23 protein-coding genes are annotated in these 21,037 nt (G+C 37.0%); 10 read left to right on the top strand and 13 right to left on the bottom strand.

Annotated elements, in window-relative coordinates; all coding sequences use genetic code 11:
• Positions 1-3: 3 nt before the first annotated feature.
• Entirely contained in the window at positions 4-510 is a 507-nt protein-coding gene (locus tag ACWNCI_RS05685) for a hypothetical protein (protein WP_449387518.1), read from the bottom strand.
• A gap of 153 nt (positions 511-663) precedes the next feature.
• Entirely contained in the window at positions 664-984 is a 321-nt protein-coding gene (locus tag ACWNCI_RS05680) for a hypothetical protein (protein ID WP_449387517.1), read from the bottom strand.
• 304 nt (positions 985-1,288) lie between these two features.
• On the opposite strand from ACWNCI_RS05680, the gene egtD reads away from it, so the two are divergent.
• Entirely contained in the window at positions 1,289-2,281 is a 993-nt protein-coding gene (egtD, locus tag ACWNCI_RS05675) for an L-histidine N(alpha)-methyltransferase (RefSeq protein ID WP_449387516.1), read from the top strand.
• Positions 2,282-2,290: 9 nt separating this feature from the next.
• Entirely contained in the window at positions 2,291-3,463 is a 1,173-nt protein-coding gene (gene egtB, locus ACWNCI_RS05670) for an ergothioneine biosynthesis protein EgtB (protein ID WP_449387515.1), read from the top strand.
• Positions 3,464-3,531: 68 nt separating this feature from the next.
• Here the strand turns inward: egtB and mnmD are convergent, their stop codons facing one another.
• Positions 3,532-4,221: a tRNA (5-methylaminomethyl-2-thiouridine)(34)-methyltransferase MnmD gene (gene mnmD / locus ACWNCI_RS05665; RefSeq protein WP_449387514.1), complete on the bottom strand. Its 690-nt coding sequence runs from the start codon at positions 4,219-4,221 to the stop codon at positions 3,532-3,534.
• A gap of 84 nt (positions 4,222-4,305) precedes the next feature.
• On the opposite strand from mnmD, the gene ACWNCI_RS05660 reads away from it, so the two are divergent.
• The 5 genes from ACWNCI_RS05660 (at position 4,306) to ACWNCI_RS05640 (ending at position 9,462) form a co-directional block, all read left to right on the top strand.
• Entirely contained in the window at positions 4,306-5,376 is a 1,071-nt protein-coding gene (locus ACWNCI_RS05660) for a branched-chain amino acid aminotransferase (protein ID WP_346985214.1), read from the top strand.
• A 379-nt stretch (positions 5,377-5,755) separates the two neighbouring features.
• Positions 5,756-6,265, top strand: a complete 510-nt coding sequence (locus tag ACWNCI_RS05655) for an FKBP-type peptidyl-prolyl cis-trans isomerase (RefSeq protein ID WP_449387513.1) — start codon at positions 5,756-5,758, stop codon at positions 6,263-6,265.
• Between the two features lie 81 nt (positions 6,266-6,346).
• A complete protein-coding gene (locus ACWNCI_RS05650) occupies positions 6,347-7,384 on the top strand; it encodes a peptidylprolyl isomerase (protein WP_449389483.1) in 1,038 nt (345 codons plus the stop codon).
• Positions 7,385-7,627: 243 nt separating this feature from the next.
• Entirely contained in the window at positions 7,628-8,203 is a 576-nt protein-coding gene (locus ACWNCI_RS05645) for a hypothetical protein (protein ID WP_449387512.1), read from the top strand.
• Between the two features lie 95 nt (positions 8,204-8,298).
• Complete coding sequence (locus ACWNCI_RS05640; RefSeq protein WP_449387511.1) at positions 8,299-9,462, top strand: aspartyl protease family protein; 1,164 nt, start codon at positions 8,299-8,301, stop codon at positions 9,460-9,462.
• Between the two features lie 329 nt (positions 9,463-9,791).
• Here ACWNCI_RS05640 and ACWNCI_RS05635 read toward each other — a convergent pair whose 3' ends face one another.
• From ACWNCI_RS05635 to ACWNCI_RS05605, 7 genes are all read right to left on the bottom strand, one after another.
• Entirely contained in the window at positions 9,792-11,147 is a 1,356-nt protein-coding gene (locus ACWNCI_RS05635; RefSeq protein ID WP_449387510.1) for a M20/M25/M40 family metallo-hydrolase, read from the bottom strand.
• Between the two features lie 24 nt (positions 11,148-11,171).
• Positions 11,172-11,636, bottom strand: a complete 465-nt coding sequence (locus ACWNCI_RS05630; protein WP_449387509.1) for a hypothetical protein — start codon at positions 11,634-11,636, stop codon at positions 11,172-11,174.
• Positions 11,637-11,806: 170 nt separating this feature from the next.
• Positions 11,807-13,213, bottom strand: coding sequence for a M28 family peptidase (locus ACWNCI_RS05625; protein ID WP_449387508.1), 1,407 nt, complete (start codon positions 13,211-13,213; stop codon positions 11,807-11,809).
• 54 nt (positions 13,214-13,267) lie between these two features.
• On the bottom strand, positions 13,268-14,512 hold the full coding sequence (locus tag ACWNCI_RS05620) for a DUF1015 domain-containing protein (RefSeq protein ID WP_346985223.1): 1,245 nt from the start codon (positions 14,510-14,512) through the stop codon (positions 13,268-13,270).
• A 3-nt stretch (positions 14,513-14,515) separates the two neighbouring features.
• The gene (locus ACWNCI_RS05615) at positions 14,516-15,478 is read right to left on the bottom strand and encodes a D-2-hydroxyacid dehydrogenase (protein ID WP_449387507.1); all 963 of its coding nucleotides are present in this window, start codon (positions 15,476-15,478) and stop codon (positions 14,516-14,518) included.
• Between the two features lie 125 nt (positions 15,479-15,603).
• Positions 15,604-16,668, bottom strand: coding sequence for a 3-phosphoserine/phosphohydroxythreonine transaminase (gene serC, locus ACWNCI_RS05610; RefSeq protein ID WP_449387506.1), 1,065 nt, complete (start codon positions 16,666-16,668; stop codon positions 15,604-15,606).
• A gap of 119 nt (positions 16,669-16,787) precedes the next feature.
• Positions 16,788-17,138 carry a 4Fe-4S binding protein gene (locus ACWNCI_RS05605; RefSeq protein ID WP_449387505.1) on the bottom strand — a complete coding sequence of 117 codons (351 nt, stop codon included), beginning with the start codon at positions 17,136-17,138 and terminating at the stop codon, positions 16,788-16,790.
• Between the two features lie 59 nt (positions 17,139-17,197).
• Between ACWNCI_RS05605 and ACWNCI_RS05600 the strand changes: the two genes are divergently transcribed.
• Genes ACWNCI_RS05600 through ACWNCI_RS05590 form a run of 3 tightly spaced genes read left to right on the top strand, consistent with a single transcriptional unit; the run spans position 17,198 to position 19,444 of the window.
• A complete protein-coding gene (locus ACWNCI_RS05600) occupies positions 17,198-18,232 on the top strand; it encodes an acyl-CoA reductase (protein WP_449387504.1) in 1,035 nt (344 codons plus the stop codon).
• Positions 18,233-18,268: 36 nt separating this feature from the next.
• Positions 18,269-18,715, top strand: a complete 447-nt coding sequence (locus ACWNCI_RS05595; RefSeq protein WP_449387503.1) for a peptidylprolyl isomerase — start codon at positions 18,269-18,271, stop codon at positions 18,713-18,715.
• A 42-nt stretch (positions 18,716-18,757) separates the two neighbouring features.
• Positions 18,758-19,444, top strand: coding sequence for a Bax inhibitor-1/YccA family protein (locus ACWNCI_RS05590; RefSeq protein ID WP_449389482.1), 687 nt, complete (start codon positions 18,758-18,760; stop codon positions 19,442-19,444).
• A gap of 187 nt (positions 19,445-19,631) precedes the next feature.
• Here ACWNCI_RS05590 and ACWNCI_RS05585 read toward each other — a convergent pair whose 3' ends face one another.
• The 3 genes from ACWNCI_RS05585 to ACWNCI_RS05575 form a co-directional block, all read right to left on the bottom strand.
• On the bottom strand, positions 19,632-19,880 hold the full coding sequence (locus ACWNCI_RS05585) for a DUF6952 family protein (RefSeq protein WP_055978832.1): 249 nt from the start codon (positions 19,878-19,880) through the stop codon (positions 19,632-19,634).
• On the bottom strand, positions 19,880-20,185 hold the full coding sequence (locus ACWNCI_RS05580; protein ID WP_346985227.1) for a thioredoxin family protein: 306 nt from the start codon (positions 20,183-20,185) through the stop codon (positions 19,880-19,882). Before ACWNCI_RS05580 ends, ACWNCI_RS05585 begins: the two co-directional genes overlap by 1 nt.
• Before the next feature lie 123 nt (positions 20,186-20,308).
• On the bottom strand, positions 20,309-20,941 hold the full coding sequence (locus tag ACWNCI_RS05575; RefSeq protein ID WP_346985228.1) for a peroxiredoxin: 633 nt from the start codon (positions 20,939-20,941) through the stop codon (positions 20,309-20,311).
• Positions 20,942-21,037: the final 96 nt, after the last annotated feature.

Raw genomic sequence — 21,037 nt, 5'->3', positions numbered from 1 at the left:
TTATTACTGTAAACTCCTTACATTAACATTCGGAGATTCTCCTTTAGGTACAATAAAGATAGCGTCATCACTTACAGAATCTCCACCATCAAGATAATATCCTGCTACGATTGGGATAACAAAGCTTTGGTATTTTCCGTCCTTTGCATAAGCCCAATAAGTAACATTTACATTTTGTGCTTTGAGCTTAAGCTCAATTTTTTTTGAGGTTAGTTTTGCGCCGGTAGCATTGATGCAGTTAAGTTCTACTAATGAAGTATTAGTGACAATTTGTGGAGCATTGCTTAATCTTACAGTATAACTTTTCTGAGAATTGTTCACCAGCTTGGCAGATACTTTATACCGGTCAAAATCCTTACCTGAAACAGTAATCGATTCCTTATTCAGTATATTGAATGTAACGGATAAACCATTAACATCGATTGTCTGTCCATCCGATATTTTCTGAGCTTTCAAAAAAGAAAAAGCCATTAGAAGAATAAGGATTGAAAAAGAAGTCAGTTTTTTCATTAGTATAATATTTTAAGGTGAAAGGTGTTTTCATTTTAATTAATTAAAAATACCAAAAAAATACTGATAACTTATTATTATTGAAGATTATTACTACGAATTCAGTGGTGTTTAATAAAAAAGCTCCGGTTAGATGACCGAAGCTTTGTTGATTTAGTGATGTCTTACGCCTTTCTGATGATAAGTGATATTCTGATTTACGCTTTCGTAATTTTTCGGAATTGTATTGGAATGCTCGTCGAATGCATGATTGCCCGACTTACTATGTTCCATTACAGGAGTTTCAAAATGAATTTGTTTTCCGTTCTTATAGAGTTTATTGTCAAAGGTTCTGTAAAGCTGGTTTTCCTGATAAGTATTCCCATCCGGTGCTGTAAATGTTTTTAGCTTCCCGTTTTTCTTTCTTTTGATTCCCCAGGCAACAAGAGCTCCTGCTCCGATAAGCGCTAAAGCGACTTTTATTTTACTGTTCATAATATGATGATTTAATTTGGTTTAAAAAATTTCACAAAAAAGCTGATTACTTCCTGTACAGAAACCCGAGCCATTACAATCAGATGTTTTAATATTTATGCTGATATAATTTATAAAACTGATGTGGTATCTCTCTGGAAGCCATTCAGCTCATATATAGCAATGAGCATTCCAAGCTTTAAAAAAAATAGTTTTTATATGAATTCTTGCAATAATACAATTACTGTGAAACAAATATTTTATCAAACATTTTATGACGTCGGCAAGATAGTTGCAGAATTCTAAAAACCAAATGACAACTCATATGAATCTTCAATTAACCCAAAAACTAAAAAACCGAAACGAAGAAAATCATAAGGATCATTTTCTGGATGATGTTCTTACCGGTCTGCAAAGTACTCCCAAACATTTGTCTTCCAAATATTTTTACGACAAAAAAGGTGATGAGCTGTTTCAGAAAATAATGGCTATGCCGGAATATTATCTGACAAGATGTGAGCTTGATATTTTTAAAAACAAAACAGCAGAAATTGCAGACTGTATCAAAGCTCATCAGGAGCCTTTTGACCTGATAGAACTGGGAGCCGGAGATGCAATGAAATCTACTTATCTTTTAGAATATCTTAGCGAAAAAGAACACCATTTCACGTATATGCCTATTGATATATCAGGAAATATTCTTTCTGTGTTGAAGAAAAACTTAAAAAAGAAGTTGCCGCATATGAATGTTTTGCCACTCGAAGGAGAATACTTTCAAATGCTGGAAAAGGCAATGACGCTTTCATCAAAAAGAAAGGTAATTTTGTTTCTGGGTGGAAATATCGGAAATATGAACAGAAAAGAAGCGGAAGGGTTTTGCAAAGAGCTTCATCGTTTGCTAAATCCTGAAGATATCGTTTTAATAGGTTTTGATCTGAAGAAAAATCCTTACACAGTTCTGAATGCATACAGTGATCAATCCGGAATTACCGCGCAATTTAACCTTAATCTTTTATCCAGAATTAATCGGGAGTTGGGAGGTGATTTTACGATTGAAAAATTTCAGCATTATGAATCTTACGATCCGATCACAGGAGCTTGCCGTAGTTTTCTGATAAGTCTTGCCGAGCAGGAAGTGAGAGTTGCCGGTAAAATGATCACTTTTAAAGAAAATGAAGTTATTGATATGGAGGTTTCTCAGAAGTTTTCAAAACCCGACATAGAAGAGCTCGCAAAAAAATCAGGGTTTACAATAACAGGAGAAATCAGTGATTCAAAAAACTGGTTTGTAGACAGTATTTGGATGGTTAACAAATAATATATAAATATGGAAACCGATACGATCATAAATTCTCTCGTTAAAAGATTTAAGGAGATCAGAATGCATTCAGAAGAAATATGCAAGCCTCTTGAGATTGAAGATTATGTAGTTCAGCCTATTGTGGATGTAAGTCCTCCCAAGTGGCATTTGGGACATACAACCTGGTTTTTTGAGACGTTTATATTAATAGCTTACGATCCTTCTTATGAAGTTTTTGATCCTCAATATAATTTTGTCTTTAACAGTTACTATGAAACCATTGGAGCCCGTGTCATCCGTACAGACCGTGGAAATTTAAGCCGTCCTTCTGTTTCTGATGTTTACAGATATAGAAAGTATGTGGATGAAAAAATGGCTGATTTTCTTAACAGCGATCATATAAATGGCTCGATTGTAACATTATTGGAATTAGGTCTTAATCACGAACAACAGCATCAGGAATTGCTGCTGACCGATATTAAATATATTCTGGGACATAATCCTCTTTTCCCTGTTTATAAAAATAAGTGCGAAAAAGAAAATAAAATAGCTGCAGAGAAAACAATGCTTAGATTCTCAGAAGGCATTTATGAAGTGGGCTTTGAAGGATCCGGATTTTGCTTTGATAATGAATTGACAAGGCATAAAGTTTACCTTAATGATTTTGAAATTTCGGATGGTCTTGTAAATAATGCAGATTATCTTGAATTCATGGAGGCAGGAGGCTATGAAGATTTCAGATACTGGCACGCCGACGGTTGGAGCTGGGTAAAAGAGAATAATATAAAATCTCCTTTATACTGGCATAAAATTGATGATCAATGGATGCATTATACATTAAATGGTTTGAAAGAAATTGATCCAGAAGAAGAGCTTTGTCACATCAGTTTTTATGAAGCCTCCGCGTATGCTTCATGGAAAGAAATGCGTCTTCCTACCGAACAGGAATGGGAAGTAGCATCTTCTCATTTTGAATGGGGAAAACGGTGGGAATGGACGAACAGCGCTTATCTTCCATATCCAGGTTTCAAAAAAGAACCAGGTGCAGTAGGAGAATACAATGGAAAATTCATGATTAACCAGATGGTTTTGCGAGGAGCATCTGTAGCGACCCCGCGAGGACACAGCAGAAACACATACCGCAATTTTTTTCAGCCGGATCTGAAATGGCAGTTTACGGGAATAAGGCTTGCCAAATAACAATCTATCAATGTATCAATGTAACAGTTTACCGGTGAGCATTGTTAAATTGGTATATTGATAGATTGTTACATTAATGAATTTTCATTCTTCACCGCATTGATCATTTCTCTTTTTCCCGGTGGCCCCTGCTTCTTTTCTACTTTGAAATTAAGTTCCTGGAGAATCCTTCTTACGCTTCCTTTGGAAGAATAGGTTGTTAACAATCCGTTAACCGCCATTTTGTCAGAAACCATTTCAAATAAAGGTTTTTCCCAAAGATCGGGTTGTACTCTTGCCCCGAAGCAATCATAATATACAAGGTTTATTTTTGGTAAGTCAATGTTTTTCAGGTCGAAAAAATCGCATTGTATCTTTTTTAAAGTAAAACCATTAATGATTTCAGTCTGTTTTTCCCAGTCTGCCTGATGAATTTTTTGATAAATATTTTTGAATTCCGGGTTATCAAAGAGTTCAAAATATGCCAAATCGTTCATTTCCGATTCATTTATGGGATATTTTTCAAGGGTAAAATAGTTGATGACATGATTTTTGTCAGTTTTTAAATATTCATTAATTGTCACCAAAACATTCAAACCTGTTCCAAAACCGAGTTCTAAAATATTAATTTCATAATCATTTATTAAATTTAATCCATTTTTAATAAACACGTGTTCTGCTTCCTGAAGCGCTCCGTGATGGGAATGGTAGTTTTCATTTAAATCGCTGATATATAATGTTTTACTACCATCATTCGTGGTTTTAATTTCTCTTTTCAAGCTATTTTTTTACAAATTTACTCTAAAATTTTTATATTTAGAAAATTATGTTAAATTTGTAGAACATCATAAAAAATTTTAGAAATGATAATTCAAAAAACTGAAAACTCCCGGATTTCTGCATTCGACCCAAACAATTTTTCATTCGGAAATACTTTTATTGATCATATGATCATCTGCGAGTATGAAAATGGAAAGTGGGGTGATGTAAAATTGGTTCCTTATGGTCCTTTAATGTTTACTCCTGCGATGATGGGCGTAAATTACGGACAAGCTTGTTTTGAAGGTATGAAAGCCTATAAAGACAAAGACGGACAGGTTTTCCTTTTCAGGCCTGAAAAGAATTTTGAACGTATCAACAAGTCGGCAAAACGTCTGGCAATGCCGGAAGTAACGGAAGAAATGTTTCTTGACGGATTAAAAGCATTGGTAGACATCGACAGAGACTGGATCCCTCAGGGTGAAGGAATGTCATTGTACATCAGACCATTGATCTTTGCTACCGAAGAAGCTCTGAAGGCAAGAGTTGCCAATAAATATATGTTTGCTATTGTGGCGACACCTGCAAAAAGCTATTACACAGAGCCCGTTTCTGTAAAAATCTCTGACCATTATTCAAGAGCAGCAAGCGGTGGAGTAGGTTCTGCTAAAGCTGCAGGAAACTATGCGGCTTCTTTTTATCCTACACAATTGGCTATCGAAGAAGGCTATGAGCAGATCATCTGGACCGATGATTCTACCCATGAGTACTTTGAAGAAAGCGGAACGATGAATGTATTTGTAAGAATCAACGATACGATCTATACACCGCCAACCTCAGAAAAAATTCTTGACGGAGTTACCAGAGACAGCTTTATTCAGTTGGCTAAAAAGAGAGGAATTGAAGTGAAAATAGAGCCTATTAAAGTAAAAGACGTGATCGAAGCCCAGAAAAACGGAACACTTAAAGAAGTTTGGGGTGTTGGAACAGCTGTGGTGACAACTGTTTTCCAGGCTTTAGGATACAATGGTGAAAAACTTCAGTTGCCAAGATTGTCTGACGAGGAAAGCTATGCTGAATTGCTTAAGAAAGACCTTGTCAATATTCAGAGCAATCTTTCAGAAGATCCTTTTGGATGGAGAGTTCAGGTAGATCATGTATTGGAAACTGTTTAATTTTTAAACTTAAAATAATTGTAAAAGCCGGGATTTCCCGGCTTTTTGCGTTTAAATAATATCTCTACTCCTTTCATTCTGAACAAAATGAAGTGAAGAATCTCTAACAACCTGATAAGATTTTTCCTCACAATGACAAAAAATGGCTTCAGCCCTAGCCTGATTGGAGCAATTGTCTGAGCTCATTTTTTCAGTTTTGGCGGCGCAGCTCCGCTGCGCCGCCAAAACTGAAAAAATAGCGAGTGCTGAAAGCCGGATAAAGCTTCAAAGACCAAGCTGGTACATTTAAAAAATGTGTTCAGAATAGCAATAAAATGTTTAAACTTTAGTTTACAAGTTTTGTTAATCATTCCTGAAATGTGTATTTTCGCAAAAGTTTATGAAAAAAATACTCTTCATATCGGTTCTCAGTTTATTTGGCTGTAGCAAGAATGCGCAGACGCATCCACCTGTTGGGGGAGTTCTCAGCAAGAATGATCTTGATATTTCCAGGCAGCGAATGAAAAACCTGAATGCGCAGGAAAGATATCATATCCAGGAATGGATCAACAATCAACCTGTGAAATTTTATCCTACCCAGCTTAATTATTGGGTGAATATTCAGGGATTTGACCAAAGACAGAGAAGGCAGGACGATAGCTTCATTTCCTATTCGTATGATCTTTATGACTTTGATCAGACCAAGATTTATGACCGGCCGATCCAGAGAAGGGAAGCCAGATTCGGACATTTTGATGAGCTGAAAGCAGTAGAAGATGCTTTGCGTTTTATACATGATGGTGAGGAAGTTACAATTTTGGTCCCTTCAGCGCTTGCGTACGGTACGTACGGAGACGAGAAGAAAATAGACAACGATATCCCGTTAATCATAAAATTAAAAGCATTATAATCAATGAAATTGTTTAACAAGAATATAATTCTGGCAGCGGCAAGTATTTCGCTCATGAGTTGTACACCAATTTATAAAAAAATGAACGTAGACAAAGAAACTTACGAAGGTCTTAATGACGGACTTTATGCAAATCTTCAGACAACGAAAGGTAATATGATCGTAAAGCTTGAAGATAAAAAGGCTCCTGTAACTGTGGCTAATTTTATTGGTCTTGCAGAAGGAAAGATAGACAATAAGGCAAAAGCGAAAGGTGTTCCTTACTATGACGGAACGATTTTCCACAGAGTAATTAAAGATTTCATGATCCAGGGAGGAGATCCTCAGGGAACAGGAATGGGAGATCCGGGATATAAATTTGAGGACGAAAGAAACGACCTTAAGCATACAGGAAAAGGAATCCTTTCTATGGCAAATTCAGGACCGAATACCAACGGTTCTCAGTTCTTCATCACGGAAGTAGCTACCCCTTGGTTGGACGGGAAACATACGATCTTCGGGAAAGTGGTAAAAGGAGAAGATGTGATCGATACGATTGCCAACGTAGAAAAAGGACCTCAGGATAAGCCTAAAACAGATATCGTATTAGAGAAAGTTTCCGTTTTCAGTAAAGGTGATGAATACAAAAACTACGATGCTGCCAAAACTTTTAATGAAGGAAAAGCAAAAATCGCTGAAAATAATAAAGCTTATTTAGCTAAAGAAGAAGCTGAAAAGAAGAAAAAAGAAGAGGAATTCAAAGCAAACCAGGAGAAAATGGTGGAGAATTTAAAAGCAGGAATGCAGAAAACAGAATCCGGACTTTACTATAAAATCACCAAAACCACTGACGGAAAAGCTCCGAAATCCGGTGACAATGTTTCTGTACACTATGCGGGAAAACTGGTTGACGGTTCCGAGTTCGATTCTTCATTCAAAAGAAATGAGCCGATCGAAATTCCTATCGGGATGGGAAGAGTGATCAAAGGCTGGGACGAAGGAATTCTTTTGTTAAAAGAAGGGGAAACGGCTACCTTACTAATTCCGCCGGCAATGGGCTACGGAGAAAGAGGTGCAGGAGGGGTGATCCCGCCAAACGCGTGGTTGATCTTCGATGTTGAGCTTGTAAAAGTGAAATAATCAGACTTTACAATATATTTTAAAAGCCGTCCGGAAGGATGGCTTTTTTACGCACCTACACAAAGATTGTAACAATCTCTCAGAATCCTGCGACAGATCAGAAAAAACAACGTCACTCTGAGTAGATTTTAAAAAAAATAGTATCGAAAAGCTTATTTAAACTAAAAAGGCCTCGATATATTTTTTCTCCATTTCATTACGAAAAACATTCGAACCTGACGTTAATAAAGTTTAAATTAAATTATGAAAATCAAATCACTTCTATTGCTGTTCGTTTTATTGTCGTTCTCATCATTTGCACAGACAAAAGCCAATCCGGACGACGCGGCCATCAAAAAATCGCTTACTTATTTTGCTAACACTATTAAAACCAAGCAGATCAATCAGGCAGTAAACTGTATTTATCCCAAGTTTTTTACCGTGGTTCCGAAAGACCAGGTGACTCAGCTTATGAACATGACGTACAATAATCCCTTCATGAAAATTGATCTTCAGAACCTTCAGTTTGGAAATATTGAAAAACCGGAACTCATCAATGGAGAATATTTCTCAATTGCCCACTATATTTTTACCATGAAATGCAATATGAGTTCCCTGAATGATGAGATGAAAAAGCAGCTCAGTACAATGCTGACAAAAAGATACGGTAAAAACAACGTAAAATATCTGCCCAAAGAAGGTGCTTACCTTATCAATGCCACCATGAAAGCCTGCGCGGTTTCCAAGGACCGTAAATCATGGAAGTTTGTAGTACTGGAAAAGGAATATAAGCCTCAGCTGGTAAAGGTGCTTCCGAAAAAGGTATTGGATAAAATTTAGAATTTTTAATGTATTATAGAAAGCTGTCCGTTGGGATGGCTTTTCTATTTTCACATCCTCACAAAAAAACCTTATTTTAGCCATAAAATAAGTTAATGCAAAAAATCCTATACTCACTCTTCCTATTCTCAGCAGTTACAGTTTTCGGACAGTCTAAAAAGTTTTTTGAAAAAGGAGAAGTGCAGATTTTGCATCCGGTCGAAAAAGTAAATCTGAGATTTGAAAACAATCTGCCATTTGTGAAAGTGAGCATCAATGGGAAATTCTATAACTTCCTGTTTGATACCGGCGCGCCGACTGTTATTTCTCAAACGATTTATGAGGAACTCAATCTTAAGAAAAAGTATAAAAAATCCATTAAAGATTCCGACGAAAAGGTACAACAACAGATCTTCACCGAGCTTCCGGAAATGAAGATAGACGGACTGATCTTTAAAAATGTAGGGGCAATTGTTCTCGATCTCAATTCGGCGGAGCTGGGGTGTCTGAAAGTCGATGGTATTATTGGAGCCAATCAGATGGCTAAACTTTTCTGGAAGATTAATTATTCAGAAAATTTACTGGAGGCATCAAATGATATTTATGCTTTTAATACAAAGGATTATGAAATAGTCATTCCTTTCGAGAGCCAGCCACAGAAAACTCCGGTAATAAATATCTCACTGTTGAATAAAGATATAAAGCTTACTTTTGATACCGGATTTTCCGGCAGGCTGGAAGTATCGGGTGATAATATAGATCCGAAAACACTTCAGCATGTAGTAAAAACTTTCGGGACCCGTACCACCGGTGCATTTGGAACTGCCATGCCGGCACCGGGATATATTTTCCGGGCAGATTCCGTGAAAATGGGAAATACTATGTTTCAGAAGGAAAGAATGGCTACCGGAAAAACGGATCTCATAGGCAACGAATTTTTTAAGGATTTCATTTTTATCCTCGACTGGAAGAATAACAGGATTTATATGAAAAGAATCAGTACCAGTCCTTTTACTCTTGAATCTTTCGGATTCAGCTACCGTTTTGTTAATGGAAATGCGATGGTCACTTTTATCTTTGAGGATGAAAATTTCCCGCTGAAGATAGGGGATGCGATCCTCAGCATCAATGGCATAAAGCTTGAAAATCTTGACAAAGATACGGCCTGTCATTATTTCATCAACCGAGTGGAAAAAGATCAGAATACCCTCAATCTAAAGATTAAAAGAGGCGGAGAAACCTTTGAGGTAAAGCTTGATAAAAAAGTTTTTTTGACGTAGGATATTTTCCGTTCGCAAGGGCTGAACTTCGTTCGTAAACCTTCAATTTATATTCAACAAGTAATCGTACGCTTTGGCGATCAATAATTTGATGTTTAAAACATCGCTATCTTGTTGCGAGGGTGCAACATACTTTCTGGGTCACCGGAAAAGTCATTGCGAGGGTGTGACAAACTTTCTGGGTTACCCGAAACCTTGTTGCAAGGGTGCGACAAACTTTCGGGTGTTCCCGAAAAGTCATTGCAAGGGTGCAACAGCTTTTCGGGAAAGAAATACAATTAGAGATAATTTCATAAAAAACCGCTCTTTTAAGGAACGGTTGAATATATTTACCAGTTTTTATCAATCATATAAATAAGCTGTGTCATCGCCACTGCTCCCAGCAGAAGCTCTCTGCGATTTACCTTTTCAAAAGTATCTTCTTCCGTATGGTGGATATCGAAATACCGTTGAGAGTCGGGAACCAGCTCTGCGGTCGGAATTCCCATATCGTGAAGCGGATAAAGATCAGTTCCGGAATAGGTATTTTTAAAATCATAAATTCCGTATGGCAAAAACAGATCTGACCAACTCTGAATCTGTTTTCTTTTTTCGTTATCCATATCAAGAGAAATTCCACGCGGGGTAAATCCACCGGCATCAGTTTCAATGGCAAAAAGATGTTTCTCATTATTCTCTTTAACCGTTTTCCCATACTGAACACCGCCTTTTACCCCATTTTCTTCATTAGCGAAACAGACTACGCGTATGGTATGATTGTTTTTAATTCCTAAATTTTTAAAAGTCCGCAACACTTCAATACTCTGAACGATTCCTGCTCCGTCATCATGAGCCCCTTCACCGACATCCCATGAATCAAGATGTCCACCTACTACGATCACACTTTGATCTTTTTTGCCGGTAATTTCCCCGATAACAGAATGGGAAAGTTTTTCACCTTTCATCCCGCAGTTAGAATTAAGTTTGGCGACGGTTTTTTGAGATTTTAAAAGCAAAGCCAGTTCATCAGCAGTGGTACTTCCGATAGCTACGGCAGGAATTTTCTTATCGTCTGCATAACGCATCGCTCCCGTATGCGGAACATCGTCAAAAGCAGAAGAAAGTGAACGGATAATAGCAAATTTACCACCCTTTTTCGCTGTTAAAGAAGCTGCTGTTGATCTGTATTTGGCAGCATCACTGTATCCTCTGAAAGTCTCGATATACGTCTGGCTGAAAGGATAATTAAAGAAAACGATCTTATCTTTCACCTGATCCGGTGACAGTTTCTCATATTCATCCATTGACCTCACCATGATGATCTCCCCGGTAACATCTTTTCCGCCTGTTCCCTCGGAATTTCCAAGTGAAAGCATTTTGAGATTCTTCCATTTTCCGTTGGCAGTTTTGATCTGTAATGATTCTTTTCCTCTTACCCAGACCGGGATCATCACTTCCTGAAGCCATACTTTATCAGCTCCTGCATCACGAAGTTTCTGTTCTGCCCACTTGACAGCCTTTTCATAGGATTCTGAACCGCTGAGACGGTGACCGATATTTTTTGTCAGCTCCCGCAGTTCGGTATAGCTTTTCCCTTTATTTAAGATCTCTGTGGAAATTTCTGCAAACTGTACAGAATCTTGTTTTTCCTGTGCGGAAACTGTCATAGTACCCAACAATATTGCAGCTGCGATAATATTTTTCATTTTCTTCTCCTGTTATTCGTTCGTTTAAATTTTGATTTCAACATTCAATTGTCTTCCTTCTGCTGCTGCTTTTTTATCCATTGATGTTCCTACCGCAACGCCAATGGCCATACCAATCGGTAATCCGATACTGAGAAGGGCTATATTTCCCATCAGCAGGCCAAATGCAACGCCAATCGGCAAACCGAAAGCTCCCATACCTGCAGCCAGCCATAGATTCCTGTAATAATTAATAGGGACGATCTTATGTTCTTTTTCAAGGATCTTAATGATGTAGGTTTGCTTTTCCTTCAGCATTTTATGCAAAGCTTTATCCTTTAAAGAAGTGGAATTGATCGTTTCAATCTCCCTGTTGATCGTATCTGCTGTTGTGACTGATATTTTCTTTTGCTCAAGCTCATTCAGCAGATTTTGCAGCTGATGATAAAGAGCGTTGGTTTTTGTATCGGTAAGAAGTTCGGGTTTCAGGTTTAATTTAATGATTTCCATTTATTTGTTTTTATGGTGTTTAATTTATAATGATGCTTATTTGAACACTAAGTGTGCAAAGGTTTTTTTTATCACTGAATATTTTTAAGGTACATAAAGTCATTTGACTTATAAGAGTGATCAAAGTTTTGTTTTTGGGATAAAGGATTAAACTATGTCGATTAAGCCAATTACCAGTTTTTATCGATCATAAAGATCATCTGTGTCATAGCGACCGTACCCAGCAGAAGTTCTCTTTTATTGACTTTATCGAACGTATCTTCTACCGAATGATGGTAATCGAAATATCTTTGCGTATCAACAACCAATTCAGCTAATGGAATGTCCAGTTTTTTCAGCGGGGAAATATCCTGAATGGCTTCGGTCTGGTCGAAATCATAGACACCATACGGAAGGAAATAATTTTTCCATTCAAAGATCTGCCTTCTTCTCTGGGGCGACATATCCAGTGAAAAGCCTCTTGGCGAATACCCTCCGGCATCGGTTCCGAGTGCAAAAACGTGCTTTTCGCCTTTTTTCTTAACATAGGTGGCATACATTTCCCGGCCCTGTCCGCCATTTTCACTGTTGGCATACAGCACCACACGAATCGTATGATTATTGTCGATGCCAAGTGCTTTGATGGTTCTCAAAACCTCGATACACTGTACAACACCGGTTCCGTCATCAATAGCTCCTTCCCCAAAATCCCACGAATCCAATTGCGCTCCGAGAACAATTACTTTAGAATCTTTTTTACCCGGTATTTCGGCAATGATGTTGGGATTCGTTGTTTCACCTTTCGACTCGGCGGTCATATTGATTTTGGCGGTCACTTTCTGTTTCTTAAGCAGCTTTTCGAGCTCATCTGCAGATTTTGCACCGATAGTCATAGCTGGAATCTTTACTTTATCATCCGGCTCATAATAGATCATTTTGGCGTGTGGAGTATCGTCGTTTGCGGTGGTCAGTGACCGTATGATTAACGCTTTAGCGCCTGTTTTTGCAATCACGGAAGGGGAGATGAGCTTTGATTTTGCCGTAATCAGGTAAGAATCGCTGGTGTTGATGATTCTTGGGTCCATAGGAAGGTTGACAAATACTATCTTGTCCTTCAGCTGTCCCACGGACATGGCGTTGAGTTCGGAAGTGCTGTTGATGAGTACGATTTCACCGACCATATCTTTGCCTTTTGTCCCTTCAGAGTTTCCGAAAGACAGCATTCTGATGTTTTTCCATTCCCCATTTCCCGTTTTTATCTGTAGGGATTCTTTTCCCCTAATCCAAATAGGAGCTTTGGCTTCCTGTCTCCAGATCATTTCGATTCCGATTTCCTTCAGCTTTCTTTCGGCCCATTCTACGGCTTTCATATAGCCGGGAGTCGCACTGAATCGCGGTCCTATGCCTTTGGTAAGTTCACCAAGGTTATTGTAGGCGGTTCCGTTCATCATGATCTCGTCGGAGATTTTTTTAAACTCATCATGATAGTTGAGTTTTTGTGTGATGCCGGACTTCTTTACCGGTTTTTTCAACGGTTTTTTTTGAGAAAATAAAAATCCACCCAAAAAGAGTGGAATGATAATGAAGATCTTTTTCATTTATTATTTACCTTTCTTTTTCCATGCTAAAAGTAAGGAAAAATTGATTAGTTTTTACTGTTTCATATCGTACATCAAAAGGGCAGTAACGAGTTTAGGCTCAATGAATGTACATTTTGGCGGCATGCTCAGCTTCAGATCGGAAATTTTAATCATATCGTTAAAACTCACAGGGTAAATCCCGAAACCTGCTACTGCTTCACCATTGTCCACTTTCTCTTTAAGATAATTGATTCCTTCAAGACTGGAAGTTCCTTTTACATAGTCTATCTTTTCGGAGCTGTCGGGATCTTCGATCTTTAATATGTTTTTGAAGATAAATTTATCAAGAAGATGATGATCAAGATTATCTAATGACATTTCCTGAGAACGCAGATCATGCTTTACGTGAAGTGAGTAAAATTTTCCGCCCAGATACATCGAAATATGGAATTTCTGTGAAGGGAAATATGCCGTTTCTCCTTTTTCGTGAATGAGGAAATATTTTTCCAGTTCACTTAAAAATTCTTCATTCGAAAGTCCGTTAAGATCCGTCACGATTCTGTTGTAATCATGAATTTTAATAGACTGGTTGGATACGATAAAGCTATAGACGAAATTGTAAAGTTCTGTTCCGTTATGTCTTTTGTTTTTATCTTTCTGGTGTTTGGCATTAAGAGCCGTAGAACCGATCCTATGGTGGCCATCGGCAATGTAGAAAGCATCTATCTGGTCGATCACTTCTTTAAACTGCTGCAGTTTCAGACGGTTATCGATTCTCCATATCTTATGCCTGATTCCTTTGGTATCCACATGATTGAAGATCGGAACGTTCTTTTCTTCATGATTCATCAGCAGTTCAATCTTGGAATTGGCAGGGTAGGTAAGCAATACAGGCTCTGCCTGAATATTTACCTTTTCCAGATAATGAGCCAGTTTTTCCTTTTTTTGAGGAATGGTACTTTCATGCCTTTTGATCTTTCCACTCCAGAAATCCTCGATGCTTGCCAATCCTAAAAGCCCTCTGAAAACCTGTTTGCTGGGATAGATCTGCTCATAAAGATAATACGCCGAATTGTCCTGAACGAGTTTGTTCTCATCCATTAATTCTTCAAACGTAGACCGGATTTTTCTTAAATTCCTGTCGATATCTTTAGATTTACTGACAACATATGGCTTTATCATATTGATGTAAGTATCTTCAACTTGAGCTTTTTCCGCTATCTCTTCTTGGGTGAAATTGTCCAGAGGATGAGTAGGGAAAGTACTCTCATAGTCTTTATGAGGTCTTATTCCGCGAAAAGGTTTAAAAACAGGCATATTTTATTTTATAGTTTCTTTTATCTTGATAATCTGTTCTGCAAGCTCTATTCCGATTTTCTCCTGAGCATCCACTGTGTTTCCTCCTACGTGTGGTGAAAGTGACAGGGCAGGATTCATAAGAAGAAGTACTTCAGGATTGGGTTCTTTTTCAAAAACATCCAGCGCAGCACCGGCTACTTTTCCTGATTCAATAAAATCGATCAGGGTTACTTCATTAATGACGCCTCCTCTTGCAGTATTTACGATGTAGACTCCGTCTTTCATTTTTTCAAACTGAGGCGTGTCTATGATATATTCATTGGTTTTAGGGGTGTTGATGCTGATAAAGTCTGCTTCTTTAAGGAAAGCATCCATATCATTGGTGGAAGTGATCTCAAACTTTACCGACTGTCCGTCGAAAAACTCAAGGGTAATAACTTTTGTCTGAGGCTTTCTGGTAAGAACAATTACTTTCATTCCCAGAGAAATTCCCATTTTCACGACTTCCTGTCCTATGCTTCCAAAACCGATCACTCCTAAGGTTTTTCCTGAAAGTTCATACGCCTTGCTGAAGGACTTTTTCATGGCATCAAAATGCGTTTCTCCTTCCAGAGGCATCAGTCTGTTGGATTCGTGAAGGAATCTCGCCAATGAAAAGAAATGCCCGAAAACAAGCTCTGCCACCGATTTTGACGATGCGTTTGGTGTATTGATAACATACAGACCTTTTTCGATAGCATATTCCACATCGATATTATCCATTCCTATACCGCCTCTTCCGACGATTTTCAGCCCCGGACAGGCATCTATAAGTTCCTGTCTTACTTTGGTGGCACTTCTTACGAGAAGAACATCAACCTGATTGTCGTTGATGAATTTAATAACATGATCCTGTGCAACTCTGTTGTCCAGAATTTCAATCCCGGCATCTTTCAATGCCTGTTCGCCTGCTTTGGAAATACCGTCGTTAGCTAAAACCTTCATGGAGTTTTATTTAATTTAAAGATTTAAAAATTAGAATATTTAAAAATTCTAAACCGACTCGCAAATTAAGAAATTTTAAAATAATGATACTCATCTTTTAATCTTTGAATTTTTTACTATTTAAATTATTTGAACGATTTCATTACGTCTACCAGAACCTGAACACTCTCGATTGGTAAAGCATTGTAAAGGCTCGCTCTGTAGCCTCCAAGACTTCTGTGTCCGTTCAGTCCGCTGATTCCTGCAGCTTTCCAGGCATTGTCGAATTCCTCTTTTTTGCTTTCATCGGTAATTTTGAAGGAAACATTCATTAAAGAACGGTCTTCTTTTACGCAGAACGTTTCAAATAACGGATTGCTGTCAATTTCATCATACAAAAGTTTTGCTTTGGCTTCATTTCTTGCTTCAGCACCGGCAATTCCACCATTGTTTTCCAAATGTTGTAATGTAAGTAAAGACGCATAAACCGGGAAAACCGGTGGCGTATTATACATCGATTCCTTGGCAATATGTTGAGAGTAATCCAGAATGGAGAACATGTTTTCTCTTCCTGTTTTACCCAGAATTTCTTTTTTAATAACAACCAACGTAACTCCTGCAGGTCCCATGTTTTTCTGAGCTCCGGCGTAGATCAGGTCGAATTTTGAAAAATCCAGCTGTCTTGAGAAAATATCAGAACTCATATCGCAGACCATTAAGGTATCCACTTCCGGGAAAGATTTCATCTGCGTTCCATAGATGGTATTGTTAGAGGTACAATGGAAATAATCATATTCCGCACCCACCTTATAATCTTTTGGAATAAATGAATAATTTTCTTCTTTTGAAGAACCTACAACATCTACGGTTCCAACTTTTTTGGCTTCTCTAATAGCTCCTGCAGCCCATGTTCCTGTATCAAGATAAGCTGCTTTACCACCAACTTTCATTAAGTTGTAGGGAACCATGGCAAACTGTAAGCTTGCTCCGCCTCCCAAATATAAAACTTCGTAATCATCTCCTAAGTTCATCAGTCTTTTTACAATGGCGCGGGCTTCATCCATTACCGCAACAAAATCTTTGCTTCTGTGCGAAATTTCAAGAAGAGACAATCCAATCCCGTTAAAATCTAAAATAGCCTGTGCCGATTTTTCGAAAACTTCCTGAGGTAAGATACATGGTCCTGCGCTAAAGTTGTGTTTTTTGCTCATAGTATTTATTTTTTGGTTGCTGTAAAAATGTACTCTTACAGCTTCATTTATAGTTTGTTGATGAAAAATAAAGATTTAATATATAAAAAACCGCCTCATGATGTATGAGACGGCAGTTTTTATTCTCCGTGTAAGAATGCTTTTTTATTTAGCAGTGCTTCTTCAGTTTCTACGTGATCTTCATCCGGAACACAGCAGTCTACCGGGCATACTGCGGCACATTGTGGCTCTTCATGGAAACCTTTACACTCTGTACATTTATCTGTTACAATGAAATAAACATCATCACTTACAGGTTCCTGTGGTGCATCTGCGTCTACCGTAAGGCCTGATGTTAATGTTACAGTACCTTTTAATTCTGTACCCTCTGAAGCTTTCCAATCTACTGCTCCTTCATAAATTGCATTATTTGGACATTCTGGTTCGCATGCCCCGCAATTAATGCATTCATCAGTTATTTTAATAGCCATTGCTAATTTTTTTTAAATTTGCACAAAATTACAAAATATTCCCCAATTTTACAGTACTTATGAATATTGAAAATAAAGTTTTAGGACTTATAGAACTGAGTCGTTATATATCAGGATTTTTAGCAAAAAAAAGTGAAGATTATAACGAAAATGACGTTGATTTTGAGCTTTTAATAAAAAAGTCTGAAATTGAGAATCCATGGTTTATCGTTGAAAATCAGAAATTTGCTTTACAACAATGGGCTAATCTGCTTACGGAGGATCATATAAATAACTGGCTTAAAGAATATTCCATTTCAAAAACACAGAAAAGGGTAGGACTTATTCTGGCGGGAAATATTCCTTTGGTTGGGTTTCATGATGTAATTTCCGTTGTATTGAGCAATCATATTCCCGTAATCAAATTATCATCAAAAGACAGATATATGATTCCGTTTTTGCTTAAAAAATGGAATGAATTTTCCGGAGGAAATGTGAAGTTTGAATTTGTAGAAAGGCTTGAAAACTTTGATGCAGTCATTGCTACAGGTAGCAACAATACCGCAAGATATCTAGAGTATTACTTTAAAAATCACCTGCACATCATCAGAAAAAACAGAACTTCAGTCGCGGTTTTAAAAGGAGACGAAACCGAAGAGGAATTGAAACTTCTGGCTGAAGATATTTTCAGATATTTCGGATTGGGTTGTAGAAATGTGACGAGACTTTTTATTCCTCAGGATTATGTAATCGACAGGATTTTTGAAAGTTTCCTTGATTTTCAGGAGATTATCAATCATAATAAATATGCCAACAATTATGAATATAACAGAGCAGTTTATCTTTTAAATCAAGAAAAATTCTGGGACAATAATTTTGTGATGATGAAAGAGGATGAAAAGCTCTTCAGTCCACTTTCGGTGATCAATTTCAGCAGATACTCTTCTCTGGATGAAGTAACAAATTTCATTACTGAAAATGAAGAAAATATTCAGTGTGTGGTAGCAAAAAAGGAGCTTGGTTTAGATTCAATTGATCTTGGAGAAGCTCAAAACCCCGGCCTGGATACTTATGCAGACAATGTTGATACGATGAAATTTTTATCAGTAATATAATTCTTCGTATCTTGCTGTCAACCAATCATGATTTATATGAAAAAAATATTTTTGATCTGTGCCGTTTTCGCTTTTCACTGGGCATTTTCCCAGCAAAGTAAAATAAAAGTAATTGAGAGCAAGAAAATTGAGCTTACTTCTGAACTGAGCAAAGACAAAATTGATTTTTACAATCAATCTTTCCTCAGATTTGTTGATGCACTGAAACTTTCCGATAAAGAGAAGCTCCAAACGATGATATCTGATAAAATAAAATACTATATTTCTGATGATATCATCAGAAATTTGGTTGGCGGAATAAGCTTTGACAGAAAAACGGAAGTTTATAAGTCGGGATATCAGAAATTGGATGAAAATGAAATCTATCCTGCCATTCAATACAAATATGCTGATGACAAGCAGGAACCGCCAAGGGATATCATCACTGTAATATTTGAAAATGATGGTAAAATTCTTGGTGTAAAGCCTGATTACAGCAGATAATTAAAGATAGTAATTAAAAAATTAGATAAATAAATGAAAACTATGATGACAGATGTTCTTGTCGGACATTCTTCTGATGTGGAGAAAGCTGACTTTTACAAAAAAACTTATATTCACGTTGCATTAGCAATTCTTGCGTTTATCGGGGTAGAAACTGTTTTATTACAAATAGTTCCGGATCAGCTGATCTTTGCCATGTTTGCTCAGAGATACATTTGGTTGCTGATTATCGGAGTGTTCTGGTTAGCTTCTGTTTTAGCTACAAAATGGTCTCTTTCGCTCAGTAAATCAACACAATATTTCGGTCTTGGGTTTTATATTTTGCTTGAAGCGATTATTTTTCTTCCATTGATTAAAATAGCAACGCTGTATGCAGGTCCACAGGTAATTTTTCAGGCTGCAATGCTTACCATTGCGATGTTTGCAGGAATTTCTGCGGTAGCATTTACTTCAAAAAGAGATTTTTCTTTCCTTAGAAACATTATTGTTATCGGAGGATTTATTTCTCTCGGATTAATCGTAGGAGGAATGTTGTTCGGGTTCAATCTCGGACTTTGGTTCTCCGTAGGCATGGTAATTCTTGCTTCTGCAACGATTCTGTATCAAACGAGCAAATTGAAAGATTCTTACAGTACAAATCAGTATGTTGGCGCATCTTTGCAATTGTTTGCTTCAATTATGCTTTTATTCTGGTATATTTTGAGCATTTTAATGAGCAGAAGAAACTAAATTTAGTGATGATTTATGAATTATAAGTTATGAGTAAATCGACATTTTATAATTCATTTTTATAAACCCAAAAAATCCTGATGTTTATTCATCGGGATTTTTGTTTGGAAATTTAAAGGTAAGCTTCGCAAAATTTATATTTCGTATTTATTGAAATTTTAAAATCTCTCAACTTTGAAATAAGATTTTATTTGTCAATCGATCCTAAAACCTTTTGAGCAAATGAGTTTAAAGCATCTTTTTCGCTCATTCCGTTTTGTACATTAGCATGAACCTCAAGAGCTCCGCAGATATTGGTAATCAGTTCTCCGGCAACATTCATATCTTCTTCTGTAGTTCCTCTGAATTCTGTGAAGCTTTCCAATACTTCTAATGTCTTTTCCAGATTTTCAGGAGTCTGATTCTGATAAAACTGTCTTATAATTGGTAATTTCATTATAATTCATTAAATAAGTTAATTAAACTTTCTGCCTGGTTAGACTGAACCTGATTCACCAGTTCACCATTTCTGAAGATGGCAAAAGTCGGCAAATTATCTACTTTAGCGAGTTTTCTGCTTTCCGGCAATTTTTCTGCATCTACATAAAGAAAAGGAATATTATCATTTTCAGAAGCTAATTTTTTGAATTTCGGCTTCATAATTCTGCAGTTTCCGCACCATGTTGCGCCGTACTGTACGACTACTTTTTCATTTTCGCTTACGATATTCTGAAGCGTATCTTCTGTTAATTCTGTGTACATAAGTTTATTTTTTATAAAAAAATAAACAATGTAACAATCTAAAATTTATCAATCTAACAATTCAAAAAACTGCTTTTAAAAATTGTTACACTGTTAGATTGTTACATTGTCATATTAAAAATCTTAATTTTTCGCTAAATACTCAGCAGTAGAATTTCTGTCAGCTTTCATAGCTTCTTTTCCTTCTTCCCAGTTGGCAGGGCAAACTTCACCGTGCTTCTGAACGTGAGTATAAGCATCAATTAATCTTAAATATTCTTTTACGTTTCTTCCCAGCGGCATATCATTTACAGACTCGTGGAAAATTTTTCCTGTTTCGTCGATAAGATAAGTTGCTCTGTACGTAACGTTTGAACCTGTGAAAACTTCCTCGCCTTCATCATTATATTCAAAATCCTGATCAACAATTCCTAAAATATTGGCTAATTGTCTGTGAGTATCAGCTAAAAGCGGGTAAGTAACTCCTTCAATACCACCGTTATCCTTTGAAACATTAAGCCATGCAAAATGCACTTCGTTTGTATCACAAGAAGCACCGATTACTTTAGTGTTTCTTTTTTCAAACTCTCCTAGAGCTTCCTGAAAAGCGTGAAGCTCAGTCGGGCATACGAAAGTAAAATCTTTCGGATACCAGAACAAAAGAACTTTTTGCTGATTGGCTGTAGCTTCTTCAAAAACGTTGATTCTAAGATCATCACCCATTTCAGACATTGCATCAATGGTTACATTCGGGAATTTTTTTCCTACTAAAGACATAATTTCTTGTTTTTATTTAAATTTTTCTAGTGCAAATATAGAAATATTACATCTATCAATCAACTTGATATTGATAAATAAAATCTATAATTATTT

Source organism: Chryseobacterium lineare, assembly GCF_977014045.1.
This window is presented reverse-complemented; position numbering and strand designations above follow the sequence as displayed.

What these genes read in the sequence shown, in the direction of transcription:
- ACWNCI_RS05685 (WP_449387518.1), bottom strand. Translation starts at nt 510, where the DNA reads ATGAAAAAACTGACTTCTTTTTCAATCCTTATTCTTCTAATGGCTTTT.
- ACWNCI_RS05680 (WP_449387517.1), bottom strand. Translation starts at nt 984, where the DNA reads ATGAACAGTAAAATAAAAGTCGCTTTAGCGCTTATCGGAGCAGGAGCT.
- egtD (WP_449387516.1), top strand. Translation starts at nt 1,289, where the DNA reads ATGAATCTTCAATTAACCCAAAAACTAAAAAACCGAAACGAAGAAAAT.
- egtB (WP_449387515.1), top strand. Translation starts at nt 2,291, where the DNA reads ATGGAAACCGATACGATCATAAATTCTCTCGTTAAAAGATTTAAGGAG.
- ACWNCI_RS05660 (WP_346985214.1), top strand. Translation starts at nt 4,306, where the DNA reads ATGATAATTCAAAAAACTGAAAACTCCCGGATTTCTGCATTCGACCCA.
- ACWNCI_RS05655 (WP_449387513.1), top strand. Translation starts at nt 5,756, where the DNA reads ATGAAAAAAATACTCTTCATATCGGTTCTCAGTTTATTTGGCTGTAGC.
- ACWNCI_RS05650 (WP_449389483.1), top strand. Translation starts at nt 6,347, where the DNA reads ATGAACGTAGACAAAGAAACTTACGAAGGTCTTAATGACGGACTTTAT.
- ACWNCI_RS05645 (WP_449387512.1), top strand. Translation starts at nt 7,628, where the DNA reads ATGAAAATCAAATCACTTCTATTGCTGTTCGTTTTATTGTCGTTCTCA.
- ACWNCI_RS05640 (WP_449387511.1), top strand. Translation starts at nt 8,299, where the DNA reads ATGCAAAAAATCCTATACTCACTCTTCCTATTCTCAGCAGTTACAGTT.
- ACWNCI_RS05635 (WP_449387510.1), bottom strand. Translation starts at nt 11,147, where the DNA reads ATGAAAAATATTATCGCAGCTGCAATATTGTTGGGTACTATGACAGTT.
- ACWNCI_RS05630 (WP_449387509.1), bottom strand. Translation starts at nt 11,636, where the DNA reads ATGGAAATCATTAAATTAAACCTGAAACCCGAACTTCTTACCGATACA.
- ACWNCI_RS05625 (WP_449387508.1), bottom strand. Translation starts at nt 13,213, where the DNA reads ATGAAAAAGATCTTCATTATCATTCCACTCTTTTTGGGTGGATTTTTA.
- ACWNCI_RS05620 (WP_346985223.1), bottom strand. Translation starts at nt 14,512, where the DNA reads ATGCCTGTTTTTAAACCTTTTCGCGGAATAAGACCTCATAAAGACTAT.
- ACWNCI_RS05615 (WP_449387507.1), bottom strand. Translation starts at nt 15,478, where the DNA reads ATGAAGGTTTTAGCTAACGACGGTATTTCCAAAGCAGGCGAACAGGCA.
- serC (WP_449387506.1), bottom strand. Translation starts at nt 16,668, where the DNA reads ATGAGCAAAAAACACAACTTTAGCGCAGGACCATGTATCTTACCTCAG.
- ACWNCI_RS05605 (WP_449387505.1), bottom strand. Translation starts at nt 17,138, where the DNA reads ATGGCTATTAAAATAACTGATGAATGCATTAATTGCGGGGCATGCGAA.
- ACWNCI_RS05600 (WP_449387504.1), top strand. Translation starts at nt 17,198, where the DNA reads ATGAATATTGAAAATAAAGTTTTAGGACTTATAGAACTGAGTCGTTAT.
- ACWNCI_RS05595 (WP_449387503.1), top strand. Translation starts at nt 18,269, where the DNA reads ATGAAAAAAATATTTTTGATCTGTGCCGTTTTCGCTTTTCACTGGGCA.
- ACWNCI_RS05590 (WP_449389482.1), top strand. Translation starts at nt 18,758, where the DNA reads ATGATGACAGATGTTCTTGTCGGACATTCTTCTGATGTGGAGAAAGCT.
- ACWNCI_RS05585 (WP_055978832.1), bottom strand. Translation starts at nt 19,880, where the DNA reads ATGAAATTACCAATTATAAGACAGTTTTATCAGAATCAGACTCCTGAA.
- ACWNCI_RS05580 (WP_346985227.1), bottom strand. Translation starts at nt 20,185, where the DNA reads ATGTACACAGAATTAACAGAAGATACGCTTCAGAATATCGTAAGCGAA.
- ACWNCI_RS05575 (WP_346985228.1), bottom strand. Translation starts at nt 20,941, where the DNA reads ATGTCTTTAGTAGGAAAAAAATTCCCGAATGTAACCATTGATGCAATG.